At 42.7% G+C, this 24,263-nt stretch carries 25 protein-coding genes, 1 other RNA gene and 1 pseudogene; 4 read left to right on the top strand and 23 right to left on the bottom strand.

Annotated features, from left to right (window positions below):
* The first annotated feature begins 253 nt into the window (after positions 1–253).
* From recA to DQN48_RS01035, 4 genes and pseudogenes are all read left to right on the top strand, one after another.
* On the top strand, positions 254–1,297 hold the full coding sequence (gene recA, locus DQN48_RS01055; protein ID WP_041913037.1) for a recombinase RecA: 1,044 nt from the start codon (positions 254–256) through the stop codon (positions 1,295–1,297).
* A 49-nt stretch (positions 1,298–1,346) separates the two neighbouring features.
* Positions 1,347–2,621: a phosphopyruvate hydratase gene (gene eno, locus DQN48_RS01050; protein WP_013022543.1), complete on the top strand. Its 1,275-nt coding sequence runs from the start codon at positions 1,347–1,349 to the stop codon at positions 2,619–2,621.
* Between the two features lie 237 nt (positions 2,622–2,858).
* A complete protein-coding gene (locus DQN48_RS01040; RefSeq protein WP_013022541.1) occupies positions 2,859–3,461 on the top strand; it encodes an AMIN domain-containing protein in 603 nt (200 codons plus the stop codon).
* Between the two features lie 83 nt (positions 3,462–3,544).
* Positions 3,545–3,931 (top strand): annotated as a pseudogene (locus DQN48_RS01035) (shikimate kinase); the annotation flags it as partial.
* Between the two features lie 57 nt (positions 3,932–3,988).
* Here DQN48_RS01035 and ffs read toward each other — a convergent pair.
* The 23 genes from ffs to DQN48_RS00925 all read right to left on the bottom strand — a co-directional run bounded on the left by ffs (position 3,989) and on the right by DQN48_RS00925 (position 24,228).
* An RNA gene (gene ffs / locus DQN48_RS07920) (signal recognition particle sRNA small type) lies at positions 3,989–4,086 on the bottom strand.
* A 302-nt stretch (positions 4,087–4,388) separates the two neighbouring features.
* Entirely contained in the window at positions 4,389–5,588 is a 1,200-nt protein-coding gene (locus tag DQN48_RS01030; protein WP_013022539.1) for an NAD(P)/FAD-dependent oxidoreductase, read from the bottom strand.
* A 67-nt stretch (positions 5,589–5,655) separates the two neighbouring features.
* Positions 5,656–6,651, bottom strand: coding sequence for a Holliday junction branch migration DNA helicase RuvB (gene ruvB, locus DQN48_RS01025; RefSeq protein WP_013022538.1), 996 nt, complete (start codon positions 6,649–6,651; stop codon positions 5,656–5,658).
* Between the two features lie 2 nt (positions 6,652–6,653).
* Positions 6,654–7,439 (bottom strand): 3-methyl-2-oxobutanoate hydroxymethyltransferase, encoded by a 786-nt coding sequence (panB, locus tag DQN48_RS01020; protein ID WP_013022537.1) that lies wholly within the window; start codon positions 7,437–7,439, stop codon positions 6,654–6,656.
* Complete coding sequence (locus tag DQN48_RS01015; protein ID WP_013022536.1) at positions 7,440–7,883, bottom strand: ribosome maturation factor RimP; 444 nt, start codon at positions 7,881–7,883, stop codon at positions 7,440–7,442.
* A gap of 9 nt (positions 7,884–7,892) precedes the next feature.
* Positions 7,893–8,234, bottom strand: a complete 342-nt coding sequence (rbfA, locus tag DQN48_RS01010; RefSeq protein ID WP_013022535.1) for a 30S ribosome-binding factor RbfA — start codon at positions 8,232–8,234, stop codon at positions 7,893–7,895.
* Between the two features lie 2 nt (positions 8,235–8,236).
* The gene (infB, locus tag DQN48_RS01005; RefSeq protein WP_013022534.1) at positions 8,237–10,828 is read right to left on the bottom strand and encodes a translation initiation factor IF-2; all 2,592 of its coding nucleotides are present in this window, start codon (positions 10,826–10,828) and stop codon (positions 8,237–8,239) included.
* A complete protein-coding gene (locus DQN48_RS01000) occupies positions 10,813–11,088 on the bottom strand; it encodes a DUF448 domain-containing protein (RefSeq protein WP_013022533.1) in 276 nt (91 codons plus the stop codon). Before DQN48_RS01000 ends, infB begins: the two co-directional genes overlap by 16 nt.
* A gap of 14 nt (positions 11,089–11,102) precedes the next feature.
* Positions 11,103–11,987 carry a homoserine kinase gene (thrB, locus tag DQN48_RS00995; RefSeq protein ID WP_013022532.1) on the bottom strand — a complete coding sequence of 295 codons (885 nt, stop codon included), beginning with the start codon at positions 11,985–11,987 and terminating at the stop codon, positions 11,103–11,105.
* Positions 11,988–11,996: 9 nt separating this feature from the next.
* Positions 11,997–12,485, bottom strand: a complete 489-nt coding sequence (locus DQN48_RS00990) for a hypothetical protein (RefSeq protein ID WP_013022531.1) — start codon at positions 12,483–12,485, stop codon at positions 11,997–11,999.
* Positions 12,485–13,372, bottom strand: coding sequence for a UDP-3-O-acyl-N-acetylglucosamine deacetylase (gene lpxC, locus DQN48_RS00985; RefSeq protein WP_013022530.1), 888 nt, complete (start codon positions 13,370–13,372; stop codon positions 12,485–12,487). The genes DQN48_RS00990 and lpxC overlap by 1 nt, the downstream gene beginning before the upstream one ends.
* Entirely contained in the window at positions 13,369–13,941 is a 573-nt protein-coding gene (gene minC, locus DQN48_RS00980) for a septum site-determining protein MinC (RefSeq protein ID WP_013022529.1), read from the bottom strand. Before minC ends, lpxC begins: the two co-directional genes overlap by 4 nt.
* Complete coding sequence (locus DQN48_RS00975) at positions 13,938–15,341, bottom strand: M23 family metallopeptidase (protein ID WP_013022528.1); 1,404 nt, start codon at positions 15,339–15,341, stop codon at positions 13,938–13,940. Before DQN48_RS00975 ends, minC begins: the two co-directional genes overlap by 4 nt.
* Before the next feature lie 11 nt (positions 15,342–15,352).
* The gene (locus tag DQN48_RS00970) at positions 15,353–16,234 is read right to left on the bottom strand and encodes an outer membrane beta-barrel protein (protein ID WP_170118048.1); all 882 of its coding nucleotides are present in this window, start codon (positions 16,232–16,234) and stop codon (positions 15,353–15,355) included.
* Positions 16,235–16,269: 35 nt separating this feature from the next.
* Positions 16,270–16,917, bottom strand: coding sequence for an outer membrane beta-barrel protein (locus DQN48_RS00965; RefSeq protein WP_170118047.1), 648 nt, complete (start codon positions 16,915–16,917; stop codon positions 16,270–16,272).
* A gap of 157 nt (positions 16,918–17,074) precedes the next feature.
* Positions 17,075–17,722 carry a hypothetical protein gene (locus DQN48_RS00960; RefSeq protein WP_013022525.1) on the bottom strand — a complete coding sequence of 216 codons (648 nt, stop codon included), beginning with the start codon at positions 17,720–17,722 and terminating at the stop codon, positions 17,075–17,077.
* A 40-nt stretch (positions 17,723–17,762) separates the two neighbouring features.
* Positions 17,763–19,007 (bottom strand): UDP-N-acetylmuramoyl-L-alanine--D-glutamate ligase, encoded by a 1,245-nt coding sequence (murD, locus tag DQN48_RS00955; protein ID WP_013022524.1) that lies wholly within the window; start codon positions 19,005–19,007, stop codon positions 17,763–17,765.
* Positions 19,004–20,071: a phospho-N-acetylmuramoyl-pentapeptide-transferase gene (mraY, locus tag DQN48_RS00950; protein WP_013022523.1), complete on the bottom strand. Its 1,068-nt coding sequence runs from the start codon at positions 20,069–20,071 to the stop codon at positions 19,004–19,006. The genes murD and mraY overlap by 4 nt, the downstream gene beginning before the upstream one ends.
* Before the next feature lie 40 nt (positions 20,072–20,111).
* A complete protein-coding gene (locus DQN48_RS00945) occupies positions 20,112–21,908 on the bottom strand; it encodes a mechanosensitive ion channel family protein (RefSeq protein WP_013022522.1) in 1,797 nt (598 codons plus the stop codon).
* Positions 21,905–22,297, bottom strand: coding sequence for a transcription antitermination factor NusB (gene nusB, locus DQN48_RS00940; RefSeq protein ID WP_013022521.1), 393 nt, complete (start codon positions 22,295–22,297; stop codon positions 21,905–21,907). Before nusB ends, DQN48_RS00945 begins: the two co-directional genes overlap by 4 nt.
* A gap of 4 nt (positions 22,298–22,301) precedes the next feature.
* On the bottom strand, positions 22,302–22,781 hold the full coding sequence (ribH, locus tag DQN48_RS00935; protein ID WP_013022520.1) for a 6,7-dimethyl-8-ribityllumazine synthase: 480 nt from the start codon (positions 22,779–22,781) through the stop codon (positions 22,302–22,304).
* The gene (gene kdsA, locus DQN48_RS00930; protein WP_013022519.1) at positions 22,778–23,587 is read right to left on the bottom strand and encodes a 3-deoxy-8-phosphooctulonate synthase; all 810 of its coding nucleotides are present in this window, start codon (positions 23,585–23,587) and stop codon (positions 22,778–22,780) included. The genes ribH and kdsA overlap by 4 nt, the downstream gene beginning before the upstream one ends.
* Complete coding sequence (locus DQN48_RS00925; RefSeq protein WP_013022518.1) at positions 23,584–24,228, bottom strand: carbonic anhydrase; 645 nt, start codon at positions 24,226–24,228, stop codon at positions 23,584–23,586. Before DQN48_RS00925 ends, kdsA begins: the two co-directional genes overlap by 4 nt.
* Positions 24,229–24,263: the final 35 nt, after the last annotated feature.

Genomic DNA, 24,263 nt, shown 5'->3' with positions numbered 1-24,263 from the left:
ATTCTTAAAGGCTCTAAATGGTAACGTTTTTTGATAAATAAGAATTTTTTCTGAATTTTCATCAGAACCAAAAAAGATTACCCACAAACATCAAAAACCACGAACCTGCAAGTTTGAAAAAAGCTCTTTGCAAAAATTCAAAAATTCAAAAAAATCTCCCCAAAATTGCCAGAAAAACTCTGTGATTTTGCTTGATTCTCGCATATTTTTTTAGCTAGAATTTGGGCAAAAATATTTTTCCCTGAAGGCAAGAATTATGGTGGATGAACAGAAGAAAAAGGCCATAGAATTGGCACTCAAACAAATTGACAAAACCTTTGGAAAGGGCGCGCTTGTAAGGTTAGGAGACAAGCAAGTAGAAAAAATTGAAGCGATTTCTACAGGATCACTGGGATTGGATCTAGCCCTTGGAATCAATGGCATCCCCAAGGGCAGAATCATTGAAATTTATGGCCCAGAGTCTAGTGGCAAAACCACTTTAAGCTTACAAATCGTAGCAGAATGCCAACGCAATGGTGGCATATGCGCATTCATTGATGCAGAGCATGCACTTGATGTGTATTATGCTAAGCGCTTGGGCGTGGATACCGAAAATCTACTCGTCAGCCAGCCAGATAATGGCGAGCAGGCGCTAGAGATTTTGGAGACGCTTACACGCAGTGGAGCCGTGGATTTGGTGGTAATTGATTCTGTGGCTGCACTTACCCCAAAGGCTGAGATTGATGGGGACATGGGCGATCAGCATGTGGGATTGCAAGCAAGGCTTATGAGTCATGCTCTACGCAAGATCACAGGGGTTTTGCACAAGATGAACACCACTTTGATCTTCATCAATCAAATTCGCATGAAAATCGGGACCATGGGCTATGGAAGCCCAGAGACTACCACGGGAGGGAATGCGCTGAAATTTTATGCTAGCGTGAGGATTGACATCCGCCGCATCGCAACACTCAAACAAGCAGACCAACAAATTGGTAATCGCGTCAAGGCAAAGGTGGTGAAAAACAAGGTCGCTCCACCATTTCGAGAAGCAGAATTTGACATTATGTTTGGCGAGGGGATCAGCATTGAGGGAGAGATTATTGATTATGGGATTAAGCTAGATATCATCGACAAAAGCGGCGCATGGCTAAGCTATGGAGACAAGAAACTAGGCCAGGGAAGGGAGAATGCCAAGCTCTTGCTCAAAGAAGACAAGACCCTTGCAGCAGAGATCACCCAAAAAATTCGCGAGCAAATCAATGCCACTGATGAAATCCTGCCACTACCTGATGAACCAGAAAATGAAGTAGAATAGCCTCAAAAAATCCATTAGGACACATTTGGATTGCACATAAGGAGAGAAGATGATCTATATTGAGAACATACAAGCCCAAGAAGTCATGGATAGCCGTGGAAATCCCACCATAAAAGCCAGCGTGTTGCTCAGCGATGGAGTGAGTGCCAGTGCGATTGTGCCTAGTGGCGCTAGCACTGGCAAAAATGAAGCCCTAGAGCTGCGCGATCAAGATCCCTCCCGCTATCTTGGTAAGGGGGTGCTAAAGGCTTGTCAAAACATCCAGGAAAAGATTGCTAATGCCATCATTGGTCTAGATCCCTATGCACAAAATCAAATTGATGCGATCTTGCAAGAAATTGATGGGACACAGAATTTTAGTAATATTGGCGCAAATGCCGCACTTGGCGTGAGCATGGCCATCGCGCGAGCAAGCGCAAAGAGCCTCAATCTTCCTTTGTATCGATATTTAGGCGGGAGCAATGCCCTCACCCTCCCTGTTCCCATGCTAAACATCATCAATGGCGGATCTCATGCAGACAACACTGTAGATTTTCAAGAATACATGATTATGCCGCTAGGGTTTGAAAATTTTGCAGAAGCACTGCGCGCAAGTGCTGAAATCTATCACCACCTAAAAAAAATCCTTAAAGATATGGGACATATCACAAGCATCGGGGATGAGGGGGGATTTGCACCAAATCTTGACAGCAACCAAGAGCCTATCGAGGTGATTTTAAGGGCGATTGAAAAATCTGGCTACAAGCCAGGGGAGGAGATTGGAATCGCGCTTGATGTCGCTAGCAGTGAGCTTTTAGAAAATGGACTCTATCATCTCAAGGGGGAAGGAAAGAAGCTCAGCGCAGAGGAGCTGGTAGAATATTATGAGCGCTTGGTGGCAAAATATCCCATTCTATCCATTGAAGATGGTCTGGGTGAGGAGGATTGGGAGGGGTGGAAACTCCTCACTCAAAGGCTTGGGAAAAAAATCCAGCTTGTGGGGGATGATCTCTTTGTCACCAATGCTAAAATCTTGCAAGAAGGAATCCACCAAAACATCGCTAATGCCGTGCTCATCAAGCCCAATCAAATTGGCACCATCAGCCAGACCATGCAGACTGTGCGCCTAGCCCAACGCAATCATTATCACTGCATTATGAGTCATCGAAGCGGGGAGAGCGAGGATACATTTATCGCAGATTTTGCAGTAGCTCTAAACACCGGAGAAATCAAAACTGGATCCACGGCAAGGAGTGAGCGCATCTGCAAATACAATCGCTTATTAGAAATTGAAAAAGATCTAGTTTTAGGTGATTACCTTGGGAAAACGCTCTTTAAAAAGTGAGAATGCTTTGAGGTTTCTTAGAGCACTCTATCATCGTCGTGTTTTTCTTATCTATTTTGTAGGGATCATAATATTTTGCTCTTATCTCTTTTCCATCACAATCAATGGAAAATACTCCATGCGCGTATTACTCGAAAACAAAAGCTTAGAGTCTGAGCTAAAAAATAAAATCCGCATTCTCAAAAATGAAAACGCAAATCTAAGAAAACAACTTTTTGAAATCAAAGGATTGGAACCATGAAAAGAATATTCACTACTCTTTTTGCATTATTTTTTTTGGCAGTGGCACGAGATAATCCCTTCGAATCGGCAGTAGATCCCAATATGGACTCTCAAACCAGCGAGGATAATATCAAAAAAAATTTTGAAAGCTTTGATTTTAAACTTCCCTCTACAGCAAGAATCCTCAAATCCATCACCATCACCTATCAAAATATCGATGGCAGCATCGAGCAAAAAATCCTACCTATCGAGAAGAGTGTTGATTGGCATTATCCCATAGCACTTACCCAAAGGGATGCCATTATCGACAAAGAGGAAAATACGCAGTATTTCTCCACCAAAAAAATGATCTTTTTTGCCAAGGATAGCAAGCTCTACATCACCACCAAGCGCAAGATGTTGCGCAATTTCATCCTACCTGAACCCTTCCGCATCATTATTGATCTAAGCAAGGATCCAAGCGATGGGGATGAAGTATTAGATCTCAAGCAAAAATATTTCTCCTCTGTTACCATGAGCACACATAAGAATTTCTTCCGCATTAGCATCACCTTGGATGGGCATTATCGATATGAGATCACACCCAGTGATGATGGATATATCCTGAGTGTGCAATAATATCATCCCCTCTAATCGCAGGGTCAGCAGTAGTGATGATGGAGGCATTTTAAGTGCGCAATAACATCATCCTCACGGGCTTCATGGGTAGTGGCAAAAGCACCATAGGCAAAATGCTCGCAGAAACATTGGATAAGAAATTTATCGATTCAGACTCTTTCATAGAGTCCCAAAAAGGCTGCAGCATCAAAGAGATTTTTGCAAGGCAAGGAGAGGGGGTTTTTCGAGAGTTGGAGAGAAATTTCATCACCCTGCATGCAGGGCTGTGGGGCCATGTCATCGCCACTGGAGGAGGGATGCCCATTTTTTTTGATGTAAGGAAGATGGGGTTTGTTATTTTTTTGGATGCAGGGTTTGAGGTCATTGCTAGCAGGCTTCATGGCAATATCACACGCCCACTCTTTAAAAATAAGCAAAAAACCAAAACCCTCTATGACATGCGAAAAAAAATCTACTTAGAAAGATGTGATATGGTCATCAATGCGGAGGAACCAAGGAAGGAGGTTGTAGCAAAAATCATAAAAAACCTTCCTCCAGATCCTTAGGGCACATAGATTCTAGCGGTGCTCTGCTATGTTCCCATCCTGAAGCGTTGCCTCTAAAATCTATTGCATAAGTCTGAAGAAAGGCGGGTTTAATTATAGCACAAAACCAAAAATTTTCTCCGCCTTCCTTGCAAATCCCCCCGTAGCCGCTTTTTGCAAAAACCCTGCGTTTACAAAATCAAAGGATGCCAAGGCAAAGCTCCAAAAACCCCGCAAAGGTGCACTAATCACAACGCCACTTTACAAAATCCCTACGCAAGGCACACATCACAATGTGCGCAAAATAGGTGCACAAAATCAACCGCAAAGAGTGTATACAAAAAATCATAAAACGCTTGGCGTGTCAAAAATTCCACGCACAAAGCCCAATGGCACATCCAATCTATCGAAAAAGACCCTTGAAATAGCCAAGGATTTTGAAAATCCATTTTTTTTCAATCATTCTTTTGAGATAGATTGCCATCTTACCCTTGAACTCCCTGCTTCCCACAATTCCGATTGCATAATGTTCTCCTAGAGAGCAAATGGTGCCCTCACTTTTGTATGCAAATCCCTGCACACCCCCACTACCTAAAATCCTATTCCTAAATGCCTGGGCTAAATACTCCCCCTGCTTCATAGCAATCTGAGCTGTAGGTGGATAAAATCTCCCACTGGAAGGATCTTTTAGCGCGGCACAATCTCCCAACACATAGATATTATGCATTTTTTCTTGATGCTCTTGGTTGGTTGGCTGGAGGTAGGCATCCACTTCTATTTTGCTGCGCCCTGAGGTAAAAAAAGGAGAATTCTCTACCACCCCATTGCCCTTCACCCCAGCAGTCCAGATGATCACTCCCGCCTCAAAACCATCCTCAATCTTGCTCTCCCCCTCTGTGCGCTCTACCACCACTTTATTCTGTTCACAACGCAAAATCTTGCAGCCCGTTGCCAACTTCACACCTAAGGTCTGTAGATAATTTTTTGCATCCTGAACTAGAGTTTGTGGGAACATTGGTAGAATCTCTGGCATTGCCTCGATGCAAATGAGATCAAGCAAACTAGGATCAACACCATGATTCTGGCATTCCTTTTTGAGATTGATGGCAAGGGATGCGATGGTCTCAATCCCGCTAAACCCACCCCCGCAAATCACAAATTTGAGATCTAGGGGATCTTTAGAGGTCTTGTATTTTCGGATTTGTGCATAGATTTGCTCTCTGAGAGCTAGTGCACCTTCAAAATCGATGATGGGGGTGGTGAATTCCTTAATCCCAGGAATGCCAAAGGTATCGCTCTGGAATCCCAGGCCAATGATGAGATAATCATAAGCATAATGTTTCTTCTCCCCAATGACCTCATTTTCCTCAATGCGCACAACTGTGTCTTTGATAGTGATGATATTGCGCGGCAAAATCTCACTGAGATGATATCTCACATCTACGCGCGCACCACTTGCCACTTCATGAAGCAAAATGCTTGTATAGTGATAATCCTGCTTGCTAATTAACACCACCTCATACGCATCAAGACCAGTTTGATCCAGACTTTTTAGAAATGCCAAAGATCCATATCCTGCGCCCAGTACAACAATTTTTTTCATCGCGACTCCTTAAGATTACTCCTGAAAGAGTAGCATAAACCAAGAGCACAAACCAATAAGAAAGCCCTTATTTTAGAATGTTAAAAATCTTGTCCGTGGCGATTCTTCCCCTTGCAGTTTTCTCCAAATAGCCATTGGCAAGCAAATAGGGCTCTATGGCCTCCTCGATAGTCCCCTCATCCTCGCTCATCGCCGCAGCGATAGTAGAAAGCCCGATGGGCTTACCCTTGGCGCTGCGCAAAATATCCAAATAGCGCAAATCCAGCGCATCAAAACCAAGGGTGTTAATGCCTAATTCATTGAGCGCATAGATTGTGGTGGCATGGGAAATACATTCTTCATTTTTGATTTCAGAAAAATCCCGCACACGCTTGAGTAAACGCAGTGCGATCCTAGGTGTGCCCCTAGAGCGCTTGGCAATCTCATCTGCGCTATTTTTTTCTATCCTCTTATCCAAGCGCTTGGCAGCACGCTCTATAATCAAAGAAAGCTCCTGTATGCTATAAAATTCCATGCGAAAACTCATGCCAAAGCGATCGCGCAAGGGATTGCTAAGCATCCCAGCACGAGTGGTAGCCCCGATGAGCGTGAAGCGAGGCAAGTCAATCTTGATGGTCTGGGCTGCAGGGCCTGAGCCAATGATAATATCTAAGCGAAAATCCTCCATCGCAGGGTAGAGAATCTCCTCAATGGCAGGGCTTAATCGGTGAATCTCATCGATGAAGAGAATCTCGCCCTCTCTGAGGTTTGTCATAATAGCGGCCAAATCCCCAGATTTTTCGATCATGGGTGCAGCGGTGACCTTGATCATGCTCCCCATTTGGTTGGCGATGATGTGGCTAAGCGTTGTTTTTCCAAGCCCTGGGGGACCAAAAAACAAAATATGATCCAAGCATTCTCCACGCTTTAGGCTTGCACGAATAAATACATCGAGATTTTTTTTGATTCTCTCCTGCCCGATATAATCCTCCCATGCACTGGGGCGAAGGGAATTTTCTTCTTTTTTCTCAAAGTCAATCCTCTCTACATTGACCAGACGAGAGTCTAGAGAATGCCTCTCCATTTTTAATAGCTTTCCTCAAGACTTGGGAAATTGCCGCTCTTAACATCACTCACATACTCAGCAATTGCATTTTTTAGCAATTGCTCTCCTTGGAGATAATGGCGCACAAACTTGGGCTTAAAAGCCCGAAAAAAACCAAATACATCGCTCCAAACCAAAATCTGTCCATCACATTGCTCCCCACTACCAATGCCAATGGTGGGAATGTGTAGGGTTTTTGTAATCTCTGCAGCCACCTCGCGCTTCACCCCCTCTAACACGATGCCAAAAACCCCTGCTTCTTGCAAAGCCAAAGCTTCTTCTTTGAGAAGTGTTGCACTTGCAGCATCCCTGCCTTTAATCTTATATCCCCCCTCACTTCTGGCAAATTGGGGCATCAATCCAATGTGACCCATTACCGCAATCCCCTCATCAATAATGGCCTTAATGATGGGCACACGCTTCATTCCACCCTCTAGCTTGATGGCACCAGCACGGGTTTGCTTATAAAATCTTGTGGCATTTTTCACTGCCTGCTTGATGTTTTGATAACTGCCAAAACTCATATCCCCAATAACCAAAGAATCCTGCACCCCACGACAAACTGCCTTGGTGTGATAAATCATCTCATCAATGCTCACCCCAAGCGTGTCCACTCTGCCCCCAAAGCTCTGAGAGAGGCTATCGCCCACCAAAATAAAATCCACCTCTCCATCAAAAATCCCGCCAAAAAGTGCGTCATAGGCAGTTATTGCAGTAATTTTCTCTTGATTCTTCTTTTTTTGCAGGCTTGTGATTGTTGTCTTCATTTACCACTCCAAAATCGTTTTGACTTTTTTAAGGGCTGCATAAGGATGGCTTTGCTTGACCCCATCATCTAGCAAAAAAGTGGCATGCTCTTCTTTGGCCTCGAGCAGCACTGCTTCAAATTCACTTTTGTCCTCTAGTCTCACGCGCACCCTAGTATGCAAGGAGAGTGCGAAATGGCGGGGAGTTTTTAGGATGCGCTCCACCCCAGGGGAACTCACCTCCAAAAAATAACTTTTTTGATCGCTAAGTGCCACATCCAGTAATGGAGAAAGCGCCTCACTTACCATCTGGCAGGCATCTAGTGTGATAGGCTGGTCTGCATGAGTAATGCTAATGCGCAGGATATCGCTTTGGTTTTCTTTCAAAAACACAATGTCATAGAGCGTGTAGCCTAGGCTTTGGATGAGATTTTCTATCCTTTCTTGGAGTTCTTGGGAAATCATGGAAGGGCCTTATTCATGGATTTTTGCAAAAATTTGATCCAATTGATTTGCGCGCTCAAGGGATTCATCGCTCTTGAAGGTAAAACGTGGACATTTAAACCATCCGCTAGCACTCAGCACATATTCGCGCAAAACCCCCTCTGCTTTTTGTAGGATTTTTAACAACTGCCTTTGCTCCTCTTTGTCTTGCCCATCAAATAGCACATACACCTCAGCATTATATTTGCCACGGGAGCAAACCACCTCTGTGATGCTTAGATGATTGATTCTCGTGTCACTAAGACTGGTGAGCGCCTCAGAGAGTAATTCCAACAAAAGAGACTCAACTCTTTGCTCTTTGATACTTTTCATTTCTAGATCTGCTGGGCTCTTTGCACTTGTTTATAAGTTTCAAATACATCACCCACTTGAATATCATTGAAGTTTTCTAGCATAATTCCGCACTCATATCCCTTATTTACTTCGCGCACATCATCTTTGAAGCGCTTGAGGGAGGAGATGATTCCATCATGAATTACCACGCCATTGCGAATAAGGCGAATCTTGATTCCGCGCTGAATGCTGCCATCTACGACCATACAGCCCGCAATTGTTCCTACTTTTGCGATGCTAAAGGTCTCGCGCACCTCTGCTTGCCCAGTATTTTCATCCTCAAGCACAGGAGACATGAGACCAGAAACCAGAGCCTTCATATCATCGATGAGTGAATAGATGATAGAATAGGTCTTTATCTCTACTCCAAGCTCCTTACTTTTGGTTTTCACAACCCCTGTAGGACGAATATTAAAGCCCAAAATCAAGCAGTTTTTACTCGCTGCAGCCAAGGTCACATCGCTCTCTGAAATCCCCCCCACTCCAAAGCTTACAAATTGGATCTGCACCTCATTATTGTTAAGCTTCTCAAGGCTTGCCCTGATGGCCTCTAGACTTCCTTGGGTATCTGCCTTGATGATGATGGGCACAGATTTGAGATTGCCCTTAGCCACCATTTCTGCAAGCTCATCAAAAGAGACCTTTGTGGTTTTACTAAGCTCTTTTTGGCGCAGATAATTCTTACGCTTTTGGGCATATTCCCTGGCAATGGCATCATTGCCCACACCCGCCAAAATACTACCCGCACTGGGGATATCTCCTAGACCTACCACAATGGCTACGCCAGAGGGACCTACTTCTTTGATGACATTGCCCTTATCATCAATGAGTGCACGCACGCGCCCATGGGTGGTGTCTGCTACCACAGAATCACCCACACGCAAAGTCCCATCCTGCATGACGATGGTCGCCACGGGACCCCTGCCCCTATCCATACTGCCTTCCAAAACCACGGCTTTTGCTCTTTTTTTGGGATTTGCCCTAAGCTCCAAAATCTCTGCTTGGATCAAAATCGTCTCAAGCAATGTCTCAATGCCCTCTCCTGTTTTTGCAGAAATGCCAATAAATTCATACTCTCCACCCCAATCATTGGGAGTAAATCCCAAATCCGCACATTCAGCCTTGAGTCTGTCAATATTGATATTTTCCTTATCAATCTTATTCATAGCGACAATGATCTGCACGCCAGCGGCCTTTGCATGATTAAAAGCCTCGATGGTTTGCTGCTTGACCCCATCATCAGCAGCAATCACGATGATGGCGATATCTGTAATCTGTGCTCCTCGGCTGCGCATCTCTGTAAATGCCTCATGCCCAGGGGTGTCCACAAAGGAAATCATACTGCCATTTTTTTCCACACTATAAGCGCCAATATGCTGGGTAATCCCACCTGCCTCCGCATTGACGATACGACTATTTCGAATCCTATCTAGCAAGGAAGTCTTACCATGATCCACATGCCCCATGATGGTCACCACAGGAGGACGCACGACAAAATCCTGCTCTTGATCCTGCTCTTGATCCTGCACATACTCAAGCTCATCTAGATTATTTTGCAAAGTGAAATTGATCTGAAATTCCTCACAAAGAATTTCAATAGCATCCCGATCCAAAAAATCATTTTTGGTCACCATCATCCCTAGATTCAATAGCACCTTCACCACTTCATTGAGCTTGATGCCCGCAAGATCGGCAAACTCATACACGCGAGCCTCTTCTGGAATAATGATGGTATCTCTCTTATCCTGATTTTCTTTTTTATCATTTTGGATAGGCTTGCTTTTTTTTCGATTTCTTCGTCCAATACCTCCCTCACTCATCCAAGGGTTTTTTTTCTGGACCTTGATTCGATCCACCATAGCCAGCTTTGTCTGGGTTTCTTTTTCTTCATCAATGAGTTCTTGCTCATGCAAATCAAAGAGCAAAATCTCATTATTGTCCTCTTCATCATCATGATCACCAATCTCGCGCTCCAAATCCATTTTTTGCTCATTGTGTTTATGTGAGACTTGAGGATGCTTGACTCTTGCTTTTTTGACAACCCTCTCCTGCCTATGAGGCTTTTCTTCATCTTTGAGATCATCAAACATCGACTGCACACTAAAATGGGTCTTTTTCACTGCCTTTGGACCCTCTGCCTCTTCTTCGTTATTTTTTTTGACGATGCGAATCCCAGTGCGACGCTGCAAAAGCTGCTGAGGGGCAGGGGCAGGGGCTTCTTTTATCTGCTCTTTTTTCTCTTGTATTGGTTCTAGAGATAGAGCTGCTTCTTTGGTCTCTTTTAAGGGAGTGGCTTTGGCAGGGTTTTTGGAAATGCTGGAGGATTTTTTTTCTGTTTTTTTGGCGGGGGTTTTTACAGGGGTTTGGCGCTCTTTTTGCCCTACAATCTGGATAAGCTCCTCTTTGGTAATCTTGCCCATATAATGATCCACAAAATGCTCGGCATATTTCTGATCGATGCTGCTCATTACAGATTTTACGGGAAACCCTAGCTCCTCAACGAGCTTTAAAACCTCTTTGGCCTGCTTCCCAACCTCTTGCGCAATTTCTGATATCTTCACTTTTGCTGACATTTATCTCTTATCTCCTGGATTCCAAACTGAATTTTTCCCCTATCCTTTGGCGCTTGCTTCACTTTCAAAAGACTTTGAAAAACCTTTTCTTTTTCAAGACAAGAAGAACACAGATAAAAACTCCTCCCAAAGCCATCAAAAAACACCAGCGCATCATCTTCAAACTTCAAACGGATTAGGCTTTTTTGCAAGAATCTCTCACGACAACTCACGCACATTCGCAGTCTTGTTTTGCTTTCAAAATCTCGAAAATTCCGCATATTATACCAAATTTTTAGCTTTCTTCAATTCTTATCCCCTCATTATCAAAACCAAGATCCAAAACCCTAAAATGAGGAAATCGCTCCTGCAAAATCCTAGCAAGTTTGGGCGAATCATCCTCTGCACAGAGATTGAAAAAAGACGAGCCACTGCCTGAGAGCGTGCTCATAAAAGCTCCCTGTTCTAATGCAACTTTTTGGATGGCAAAAAGCACGGGATATTGTTTCATTCGATAGTATTGATGGAATCTATCTTGACTTGCCAGACGAAGTAAATCCCATCTTTTCTGCGCAAAGGCTAGGCACATCAAAGAAGAGCGAGAAAGATTATATACACAATCTGGGCAGCTATAATGCCTTGGCAAGGCCTGGCGAGAGTATTTTGTAGAAATGGGACGATTTGGGATAACAATGACTGCGCGAATTTGGCTAGGAATCTCCTCGCGTAAATAATGCACCGCGCCATTCTCCACTACCGCTGCATTGAATCCACCAAAAACTGCTGGGGTGATGTTATCGGGATGATTTTCATAAATCAATGCGGTGTCTAAAATCTTTTGCTTGTCAAATTTTGCATTTTGTAGATATTGTGCAGCGCCAACTGCTCCAGTAATGATGGCTGAGCTACTCCCCATTCCCCTGGAAATAGGGATATTATTTTTGAATTCAAAGGCATAATTGGCCTTGGGATAACCCTGTTTTTTGAGCTCCTTTAAAAAAAGCTTCACAAAAACATTGTCCATCTTAATCTTGGGATGACTCTCACCCTCACCAATAATCTCTATACTCTGGATGCTAGCAGGAGTGATTTTGAAATAATTCCTAAAATCCAAACTCAACCCCAGGGTATCAAAGCCTGGACCCAAATTCGCACTCGTTGCTGGAACACTGATAATCATTTTTCTTCTCTATGCTTTTAAAACTTGCAAAGCGGGATTTTGCTGGATGGGCGGGACGATGTAGAGGGGTGTGCATTCTTGAGAAAAATCTCTCACACAAATCCTTTCTGGCAGGCAGAAATCTTTGGCAACATGTTCTTTCGCGCTTCTTAAAACAACTTCACTCTGCTCTTTGTAAAAATACTGATTCCCAAAGGCATGGATGGGGGAGTTTTGATTGAAGGCAAAGTGATCGGTGGCAAAAAGCCTGATGGGGCGTAAAATCCGCAGTGTGTGCACAAAAATATGCAAAAGCTTTAGCGCACTCAAACTCCCAGGCCCGCGTGCATAATAAATCTCAGAGATTTTATACTTTGCAGAAAGATTTTGCCAAATGCAAATCAAGGCATCCAGAGTTTTTTGCTCTTCTTTGCCCTGTTTTATCAGACAGGTATCTTGATAAACCCCCCACAGGATGTTTTGTGAGCTAGCCACGAGCAAAAGAGCTGCTTCTTGCATTATGCAAACTCTTTTGAGAATGCAAAAGAGTTTTCCAAGTCCTTGGCCTCAACCAATTCGTAAGCACCATTCTCCTCCAAAATCTTTTGAGTAAGCATGGCATTGAGCTTGTGACTACCCGCAAAGGAGACATAACTGCCAAGCAGTGGCATCCCCAAAATCGCCATATCCCCAATGGCATCCAAAATTTTATGGCGGACAAATTCTTCTTTATAGCGCAGGCCTCCTTTGTTTAAAATCCCACTTTCATCCAGCACGATGCAATTATTGAGATTACCTCCAAGTCCTAGCCCGATAGAGCGCAAATAATTTACCTCTTGCAAAAACCCAAAAGTCCTAGCCCGTGCGATCTCTTCTTTGTATCCCTCTTTACTAAAAACAAATTTGTATTTTTGCTGTTTGATGGCAGGATGAGGGAAATCAATGGCAAAATCAAACACAGTTTGATTGCTAGGTTCAATACGCACAAACTTCTCATTATCCCTGACTTCGATGGGTTTTTTGATGGCCATGATTTTTTTGTTTGCATCAAGCTCTGCGACTCCCGCTTCTTCTAGCAGCATACAATATCCTATTGCACTTCCATCCATGATGGGAATCTCTTCATTGTCCACAGAAATTCTGAGATTATCAATACCATAGGCATAGATGGAAGAGAGTAGATGCTCGATAGTAGAAACCTTCCCCTCGCCAAGGCTTAGGACTGTGGCCATTTGAGTATTGGTCACATTTTTTGGCTGCATGGGAATACTCACTCCCAGGTCACTGCGATAAAAAACAACCCCGCTATTCTCCTCCAATGGCTCTAGGACCATCTTCACAGGCACACCCTTATGTAGGCCGATCCCAACGAGTTCCACTTTTTTGCCAATTGTTTTTTGTCTCATTCTATTTCCTTGATTGTGATGCAATCGCCATTCCTGACAATTAATTTCAATTTATTCTGATTGGCATTGATTCTCTCTAACATCTCTTCTGAAAAAATCTGACCAGAAAAAATAATATGGTTTCCCATTATCGACTTCAAAATTAAATAATCACCCCCACACTCAATCCTCCCCTCACATTTTCCAAAGATGCTCAGATTTCCGCTGGCATACACGCGCGCCCCATTATGAATATTTTCCAAAATAATCAAATCCCCATCATGCTCCACTTCCTCCCCACTTCTAAGCTTTGGAAGCACCTTGAGGGCTTTTTTTTGCACAGGAGCATCTTTGGTGGGAAGAGAGCTTTGTGTCAAAGTAGTTTGTAAATTTTGCAAAGCATTTTGCAAAAAAACATTGAGCCCCAAATCTGTGATAAAACCACTAAGTGCTGGGCTTATGGGATTAACAAAAATCACCAAATAATCTCGCAGCAACACCGCATTTTTCTTCAAAAATTCTATGCATTCTCCATCATCATGATTTTCAATCTCAAATGCTCTAAGATTCCTCTGCTTGGCTTTAATCATTGTCTCCCCTCAATTGCATTTTGTGCGCGCTGCAACACATCAGTGATATTCCACTTAATCCATTTGGGATCCATCCACTCAATGACACGCACTGGATAGCCCTGGACATAGATCCCAAGATGCAGATGATCCCCAAACGCCCAGCCTGTATACCCAGTTCTAGCAATCTCTGTGTTAGCAGGGATTCTATCCCCTGTCTTGACTTCAAAGACAGAGAGATGCGAATACAAAGAAGAAAGTCCTAGACCATGATCAATGAGTATGGTATTACCATATACACCAAGAAGTCCAGTGAAAAGCACCCTGCCAGCGTTAGAGCTAAACACAGGGGCATTTTTAAAATTTGCAAGATCTAGCCCCAGATGCACAGATTTTGAAAATTTCTTATCCCTATAGAGATAGGTGCGATGATCCCCAAAACTCCCTACCACCTGGGCTTTTTTGAGCGGAGAAAAAACATTAAATACAAGGGGTTTGGCAAACCCTGGGTAATTCACATTACTAGTAATACCAAAAATGATATTTTCATCTTTCTCTCGGATGAGCTCATTGATGTATTTAAATTTATCTAACGCGCTAGTAAAGGAGCTAGGGGATCGCTCACCAATGATGTCAATCAAAGAATCCAGCTTCGTGCTTAGGAATTGGTCACTTACTTTGATGTCAGAGTAGCGATAGCGCACATTGGGATCTTTGATGATGGGAATGGCGACTTTTTTTGTGTTGAATGCCTTGTCAATGGCAGTGATACTACCATTAAACATTTTATTTTTGATGGGCCAAGCAATAAGCAGAGCATAATAGCCCTCTTTTAAAAATGGAAATGCCCTAAAAGAATCCACTCCATTGCTCACCCGCACTTCTTGCGTGCTTTTGTCTTCAACCTGAAAAATTAAAAGTGCGCTGCCACCATAAGAAATCTTATAAGAACTTGCCACCATATGCACCAGTGGCGCTTCTGTATCCAGCGCAAAATCATATTTGAGCTTGGTGATATTGCCACTAAAAAAATGCGAATTGCTCCAATCATTGACCGTAATCTCATAGGAAATCCTATCATTTTCCCTCAAAACCAAATCAGGCTTAGGAAGCGGGACCTTCAAATGCCCAGAGCGCTTGATGATGGCCTCTTGCTTATCAATAAGCACCTTCCCATCAGAGCTCTTTGCTAGGATGTGATAGCTTCGAATTCCGCTATCATCACTCATGTACAAAATCATATCGCGATAAGGATTCCAAAACCCACTGCCTGGCGCGACTTCTTTTTCTTCATTTCCAATCTGCACCATCAGACTCACTTTTGGCGGGTTTTTTTCAAAAAACTTGGAATGATAGATCCAATATCCAAAAAATCCCACACACAACAAGAGGAAAATCTGCAGCAAAGTCCTTAATTTCATTCCCGCCCTTCCTAAAATAGATAATTATAACTAATGATAAAAAAACTCGAACGAGAGAAGCGAATATCCCCTGACATCAATTGCTTACTCTGCCCTGTTTGCTGATTTTTGTAGATTGCTGGAGATTGTAGGCCTAGCAAAAGCTGCGAGATTGGGATTTTCATGCCCAGTTCGATGCGATGCTTTTGATACAGCGTGAGATTCACACCAACATTCACCATATAATCCACAGCCAGCAAATCATTCCACAACAAACTCTTACTCACATAGCCCTGAGTTTGCAGCAAGGAGGGCAGAGCACTTGAGCGCACCTTATCACTCAAAAGCATCAAGCCAAAGCCAAAGCCAACATATCCACCCATTTCTATGTCTCTGCTCACAGGAAAATCCACCATGCCATCAATGTTTAGTGCCCCCAGCATATAAGACACACTTCCCACGCGTCTTTTGTTTACCAAAAGAGAACCTGAACCAATGAGCGCATCCGCATAAATTCGCGTCCCAAAATAGTCATTGAAAAAATTCTGATAGCCGATCCTCCCGCCAAAAAGGGGTAGGTGAGAGGTGGTATTAAGGGGGGATTTTAAGACATCGGTATTTTGTGCACCTTGAACCTGATATTCGCGATTGTATCTTCCATCTTCATAGTGGTTATAAACAGTCCCCACCCCTGCAACCAATCCTACAAATAACCCATTTTTACCATAAAAAGATTTTGACTGCTCCCTTTCTCTTCTGGCAAGCTCAGCACTGATTGGCTCCTCGCCCCGCTCTTTGATCTCCTTTTTTACCTCATCAATGCTTTCATCAATGTTTTTGGGCGAAAACTCCTCTCTTAGGAGCATATTGGATTCATCAAATGTCTCATTTTGCGCATATCCAAAAAACATCATCAGAAAAAATGCAGAAATTCTCTTCATCATTGGCCTCAAAAAGTATATTGATAATTGACCATATAAACACTCCGAAATTTCAGGAATGAATTGATCTCCAAACTGCTAGGAGGGATTTTCATCTGCAGCTCGATGCGATGCTTGAGATTCAATACCACACCCACTCCAAGGTTAAAGGTCAATGCCCACTGCTTTTCAAGCTTGTTATTATTAAACCCAAACAAAGCCGCATCCCTAGAAGTGCGCTTCCCCATCAAGCTCCCCGCTCCTATACCCCCAGAAAAGCTAATCCCATAGCGCTTCTTTTTATCTAGCATGATATCCCCCACCACATCAATATTTAGAGTTGTTAATGCCGCCCAGATGGTTTGCTTTTGTTTGCCATAAAAAACATTTGCCATGTCTGCATAAAATCGCAGCCCAGCAGAAGTGCGCGGGAAAAATTGCTGATAGCCAATGCGAAAATTGAGCAATACAGGATAATCCAGCTTAGCATTATAATTAAAGAGCATATTTCCCACACCAACCCCTAGAAAAAGGCCGCTTTTTCCCTTTTGATTGACAGATTGCAAATCCTCCTCCTCAATTTGCTGCAACTGACCCTTTAGGAAATATAATTCCTTTTGCTTTTGGTGCAGGGCCTCTGCATCCTCTTTGGCATCATCCCCGTGCTCTTCTTGCATTGTTTTAAGTGTTGCAGAATCTTGGCTCTGTAAGGATGTTTGAGTAGATTTTGATGTAACTTCCTGCCCTGATTGTCCGCCTGGATCATTCTTTTGAGCACTTTGGGTGGGAATAGCCAGGAGGCTAGAGGCCAAAAGCGCTAAAACACAAAAAATTCTAGAAAACATAGCTATATCCTAGACCATAATATGCCTCAAGTCGGTCAAACTTGCCATTAGTCAAGAGCTTGAATTCAAAATCCAATCGATTGTGATGTAAGAAAAAAAACCCAATTCCAAGATTTGTCATAAGCGAAAGCGCAGAATTGGCACTGCCATTATAAATCATGCTTCCCACACCAACTCCATAGATGAACCCCAAATCAAAACCCTTAAATACAGGGATGTCAATCAGTCCATCCACCGCCAGGGCGATATTGGAGATTTTTTGAATACCAAAGAGTGTTCTTTGGGAGGGCATGGAGAAATATTGCACATATACGCGCATGCCAAAAATACCAGGGTAGGAGAGAGTGTCTAAGAAAGCGGGCAAAAAAGACTGATAGCCAAGCTTAAAACCATAGGAAAAAGATACCTTACTTAGGATGTCTTGTTCGACATTTGTATTCAATGCCCCTGTCATCAAGCCGATAAAAACCCCTGTTTTATGAATACCATTGTCCACATTTTTGACCAATTCCTCAATCTCATCGTCCTTGGTTTTTCCATAAAACATGATATAGGGATAGTATTTCAAATCCAACTTTGAATAATCAATCCCCCACAGCCTACCAAGAATCAGAAGAAAAAAGAGGATTTTTTTCATGCAAAATACCCCAAATCACTGTTTGCGCAAAGATTTCTCATCACCCCTCCCTTGCAAGTCTTTGGAATAACTCGCCCCTCTCTTTGTAGGAGCGAAATTGATCCAGACTCGCTGCAGCAGGACTAAGCAATGCCACTTCATTTTTTTGCAAACTTCTTTTAACCTTAGCCACTGCCACAGCAAGAGTCTCACAAACAAAAAACTCCACTCCAAAATCCCTAGCTAACCCCTGAAGTTTTTTTACATTGGCGCCGATGAGATAAAGCACAATTTCCAATCCATGCTCTTTGATGAAAGCAAATATGCTCTCTTGATTGGCACCCTTGTCCTCTCCTCCCAAAATAAGATGGATTTTTTGATCTTTGTAGCAAAGCAGGGCTGCGAGCGTGGCATCCACATTGGTTCCCTTGCTATCATCCACCCACAAATTTCCCTCTCTATCCCAAAACTCCTGCATGCGATGTGGGCCAATCTCATAGCCCCAAAGATCGCTCATATCCTTTTCTTTGCCAAGAAGCCTTGCGATGCAAAGTGCCATCACAGCATCCAATAAAAAAGGGCCCTTAAATTTGCTGCCCTCATTCTTGATGCCAAAGGCTTGTAAAAGGCTCTTTGAATCCTCATAAAAATAAATCCTTGCCCTAGAGTTTTGGCAGAGGGGGTGATGCTGCAATTCTTTTGGGATGAGTGCAAAATCCCCATCTCCCATACGCATAAGTGGACTGAGTTTGTCATCGACATAATGCGCAAAACCCCCATGCCAAGAGATATGATCCTCGTGCAAAGGCAGAAGGGCATAAATGTGGGGATAAGCAAATTTTGTGTAATGCAGCATAAAGGAGCTGGTCTCCAAAATCCAAATTTCTGGCTTTTTTCTTTTTTCTAGGGCTAGATTTGCAAGCGGGTAGCCGATATTACCCCCTGCCCTAGCATGATACTCTCTTAGCAAAAAGCTTGTCATTTCTGTGGTAGTAGTCTTGCCATTGGTTCCACTAATCCATACCCCACTTCCTTGTAAAAAATCCAAAAAATAATCATATTCACTGATGAGATTTGTGGCATTTTGGATCAGAAAATGTGTGGGAGGGATTCCAGGACTCGTGATACAAAGCTCATATTCTTTGGCATCAAAGGCACTTACAGGATAAAAGAGATTGTTTTTTTCATCGCTATGCTTACTAGAATTCAAATCATCAAAAATAGCACAGGTCTTCCCCTTGGAATTTAGCAAATCCACCAGAGGTTTTGTCGTGATGCCATAGCCAAAAATTGCAATCTTTTTCATCGAATCTTCAAGCTCATCAATGCGATAATGTTACTCAAAATGGCAATAATCCAAAAGCGTACGATAATCTTATTTTCTGCCCAGCCCTTCTTTTCAAAATGATGATGAATGGGTGCCATCAAAAAGATTTTTTTATTCCGCATTTTATAACTACCAATTTGCAAAATCACCGAAAAAGTCTCAATCACAAACACCGATCCAATCAAAATAAGCAAGATTTCATTATTAGAAACGATGGCCATATACGCGATAAACCCTCCAAGTGCCAAACTCCCGCTATCACCCATAAAAATTTGCGCGGGATGGCAGTTATACCACAAAAAGCCAAAAAGCGCCCCAATCAAAGCCATGGAAACGACAAAGAGCTCACCTGCATATGTGACCCTAGGCCACAAAAGATAATTTGCCAGTTCAAAATTTCCTGTGATATAGACAAAGATGGAAAGAGAGAAAAGAGCACAAATGCTTGGCACGGTGGCAAGTCCATCCAATCCATCAGTGATATTCACCGCGTTGGTGGTGGCCAAAAACACAAGCACCCAAAATGCAGTGGTCAACCAGGGCATCTGACTTAGATTTAGTAGAGGGTGCTTCATGAAGGGCAGATACAAACCCGAATCCAAATGCGTGATATAGCTTAGATAAAATGCCACAAACAAAGAAAGAATCAGCAAGAAAAACATCTTGACTCTAGGTCGCATGCCCGCATTATTTTTGGCAGCGATCTTGACATAATCATCGCGAGCCCCAATCAAAGCAAAGCCAAAGAGCACCAAAACTCCAAGTGCTACAAAAACATTGCTAAATCGTGCGCTAAAGAGGGCTGCGATAATGGCACTAAATACAAACACAATCCCCCCCATCGTAGGGGTGTTTCCCTTTTGTTTATGTGCTGGTACATATTCAGAAATGGGTTGGCTAGCATTATGTTTCTTTGCCCAGGCTATGAAACGGGGTAGCAAAAAAATACAGAGGAAAAATGCCAAAAAGAAACTAATCCCAGCGCGCGCGGTGATGTAGCGAAAGAAATTAATCCCAAGTTCTGAGTACAAAAAATATAGCATCAGCCTACCTCAATGAATCCGCGTATTCTAGCATAAAGCATTAAATAGCAGCATTTTTGGGTAATGTTTCTATATACAGACTCTGTGAAGGGAATGCAAAACTCAAGCCATTTTCTTCAACGATTTTCATAATCCTAAACATCACATCCTGTTTGATATCCAAAAACTCGCCCCACACCACGCTTTTGCTAAAGCAATACACCAAGATATTAATCGAACTATCATCAAAGGTATCCAACACAACAAATAAATCATCCTTATAGCCCAATAAATCCTGCATGGACACAATGTTTTGCCTGAATGCAAGCTCATAATGATCAATTTTTAGATCTTCTTTATTGTCTTTGGCGATATTGGGGTGGTCTAGAAGCATCTGATGGATGTCTTTGATGGTTTTTTGGATCTTTTCCATCGAGGAGTCATAAGTCACCCCAACACTTAGCTTAATCCTGCGGCCCACCTTTCGACGATTCCAATTCAAGATGGCAGCATTAGCAAGTGTGGAATTTGGAACAAGCACGAGCGCATTATCAAATGTCCTGATTGTCGTGCGGCGCAACCCCATCTCCACAACCATCCCCTCAATGCCATTGCATACCACCCAATCTCCTTGAGAAAAAGAATTCTCAAAAAGCAGCATGATGGAGGCAAAAAAATTGGCAAGCATGTCTTTGAGCGCCAATGCCACAGCAAGTCCTCCAATACCCAAAGACGCCATAATAGTAGAAATATTAAAGCCCATGTATTTCAAAGTAATGAGAATGCCAATCACGCAGATAAAAAAATAGCTGACCTTTAAGATCATGTTAATGGCTTCTTTTCGAAATCCATCTTTTTTTTGCAGGATGCTTCCCATGATCCCAACACCATAGGATTTGAGCAACGTGATAAAAAACCACACACCCACAAAAATATAAGAAACCCCAAACCACATTTGAATTTTTTGGGGAGATACATTGGGATAATACAAAATCCCCACTGCCACATCAAAGCTAATGAATAAAAGCGCATAGGTGATGGGCTTGGTGATGTCTCTGCAAATCTTATCTCCCAGGGAATTATTGCCATTGGAAAAATGCGCAAAAAAATTGATGCAAGAAAAAATCAAATAGGCAAAAAATTTCCTGCATGCGAGCAAAAAAGCTAGTGTGACAAAGGATAATAAAGCCTTTGCTACAAGCAAATCAGATCCGCCAATTGGCACAAAAGTTGCAATTTTTTGCAATACCCAACCCACCCCGATATTAATAAAGGCGTTTTGAGGTAGCAGAGTGCGGGGGTGCTTGGCAAAATAATCCATCACCTCCTGATAGGTAGTAAGCATTTTTTCATATTCAGCACTTTGCTTTGCCAATGCCTTGTTGGAAAAATGGGGCTGCTTTTGGAGCTCTTTTTTTGTGGATTGGATGATCTTGGTTACATCGCTTTCTTGTGAGAAAAGTCCGATGTTTTTTTGCAGATTGAGGACGAAGGTTTGGATGATTTTTTGCAAGTTCAAGGTCGCGTAAGTGAGCCTTTGAAACTCCATATCCTGCACATCATTATGCCTAATGTCTTGCTTGATTTTTTCTGTGATATCTGCCTGCTCATCGGCAATCCCTTGCAAATTTTGCGAAAAATCCTCTTTGGAAGCAATGAGCTCTAGTGTCATTTTTTTTAATTCATAGGTTTTTTGCTCCTCTAGAGCATCAATGCCATCGGAATTGCCATTGGCTTGAAGGAGTGCGATTTGATGATTGAGTAAAATCAATTTTTCTAAGGTGTCTTCAAACTCATTGCCCCATAAACAAGAGAGAAAAACTCCAAAAAAAATCAAAACACCAAAGAACTTTTTCATTTTTTTAAGGAATCTAGGACTCCATTAATGAGTTTGGGAGCCATCTCTTCGCCATAGCTTTTAGCCAGCTCTATGGCCTCATTAATCACAATTGGCTTATCAATCTGACAGCACAAAATCTCATAAGCCCCTAGTCGCAAAATCGCCCTCTCCATGCCACCAAGCTTTTTAAACTCCCAATCTTTGAGATGCCTAGTGATTTGCTCATCTAATAAATCGAGATTTTTTAATATCCCATCAAAAAGATCCAGAGCAAAGCTTTGTTGTTTATTGCGGATTTTTTTCTCTTCTAAGATATCCACTGCCATCTTTCTGATTTCAAGATTGCCGATGTCATAGGCATACAAGAACCCAATAACCGCCTCTCTTGCCTGTGATCTTGTCGCCATTACATCATCCTCTTTTGTTTTTTATCTCTCTATAAAGACTAATAAGCTCAATGAGTCCACTCATGGCCTCAAATCCCTTATTTCCCACCTTGCTTCCCGCGCGTTCAATTGCCTGCTCAATATTTTCAGTAGTGAGAACGCCAAAGGTTACAGGGGTTTGATACTTGAGCGTGGTGTTTGCAATACCCTTGGTGGATTCTGCGCTCACATAGTCAAAATGTGGAGTGGAACCTCGGATGATCGCACCAAGCGTGCAGATTCCATCATAATGACCGCCAGAGAGCAGACGATCTAGCACAAAGGGGATCTCATATGCTCCAGGGACTAGCACTAAATCCAGCCTGCTTTCATCTCCGCCATGGCGCAAAAAACTATCCTTTGCTCCTTCTATTAAGCGATCTGTGATGATATGATTGAAACGACTGGCAATAATTGCGATTTTTTCCTCTCCGCTAAGGGTAATCTTTCCTTCCAGGATATTCATTGGACAAGCTCCTTGATTTTTAATAATTCTTCTATTAAAGCTGGCATTTTTGCGGTGGGGATCATATTGGGCCCATCACTTAGTGCACTGCTAGGATCAAAATGCGTCTCTGCAAAAATCCCATCAATTCCCACGCTTGTTGCTGCGCGCGCAAGATAGGGCACAAAGCTCACATCCCCCGTGCTTTTGCCCCCAGCACCTCCTGGCATCTGCACGCTATGGGTTGCATCAAAAATCACTGGAGCAAAATTACGCATGATTACCAAAGAGCGCATGTCCACAACGAGATTTCCATAACCAAAGCTGCTCCCCCTCTCTGTCAGCCACACACGATGCTTTGTGCTTTCCTCATAGGTCGCCACACTTCCCCCTCGCGTCTTGATGGCTTTGAGCACAGAATATTGCATATCCTTAGGATTCATAAATTGCCCCTTTTTGATATTGATGATGCAATCTGTCTTGGCCACTGCGACGATGAGGTCAGTCTGTCGACAAAGAAATGCAGGAATCTGCACGATATCAGCGACCTTTGCAATGGCTTGTGCTTGATGACTCTCATGGATATCTGTGAGAATTTTATAGCCAAATTCTTTTTTAATTTGACCCAGCATTTCCAATCCTGCCTCTAGCCCTGGACCCCGAAAACTATCCAAACTGGTGCGATTGGCTTTATCAAAGCTAGATTTGAAATAAAAATCAATTTTTGGATGGTTTGCTAAGGGCTTTAACTCTTCTGCCACGCGTGCCAAACTCTCATAACTTTCAATCACACAGCATCCGCTCAATAATAGAAATTTTTGATTCACTTCTTTTCCTTGTTGATGGCTTTAAATTCCCTCGTAATCATATTATAATTAAAAATTTCCCCTGTAGCAATCATATAATACCAACCATAAATGCGCAGCTCCCCACGATCAAATTTCTCTTCTACGAAAGGATAGGTCATGAGATTTTCTAATTGCTGCTCTATGTTAATCTGTTCCGTAAGCCACATGCGCTTGATTCTGCTTTTGGGATGGAAGGCGAGCACCTTTTTTTTGACTGGCTCAAGCAGCTCCACCCATTTCTTGACATAGGGAGCCCTCTTTAGCATTTCCTCCCCCTCATAGATCGCAGCACAAGCCCCGCAATCGCTATGCCCGCAAATAATGATATTTTTGATATCTAATACATTGAGCGCATATTCTATAGCAGAAGTGGTAGAAAGATATCCCTCTCTCCTATGGGAACCTTCATGATATGGGGGCACGATGTTTCCCATATTGCGAATCACAAATAAATCTCCAGGCAATGTGTTGGTAATCAAGTTTGGCACCACCCTAGAATCCACACAAGTCAGAAATAGAGTATGAGGGTCTTGATGCTTTTCTAGACTTTTATACAACTCTTTGTATTGCATAAAATCATCTTCTTGAAACTTTACTGCTCCATCAAATAATTCCTTCATCACATTCCTTAACTTTTGTGAAAAAAATTCCGCCA

This window comes from Helicobacter mustelae, assembly GCF_900476215.1.
Classification (GTDB): Bacteria; Campylobacterota; Campylobacteria; order Campylobacterales; family Helicobacteraceae; genus Helicobacter_H; species Helicobacter_H mustelae.
This window is presented reverse-complemented; position numbering and strand designations above follow the sequence as displayed.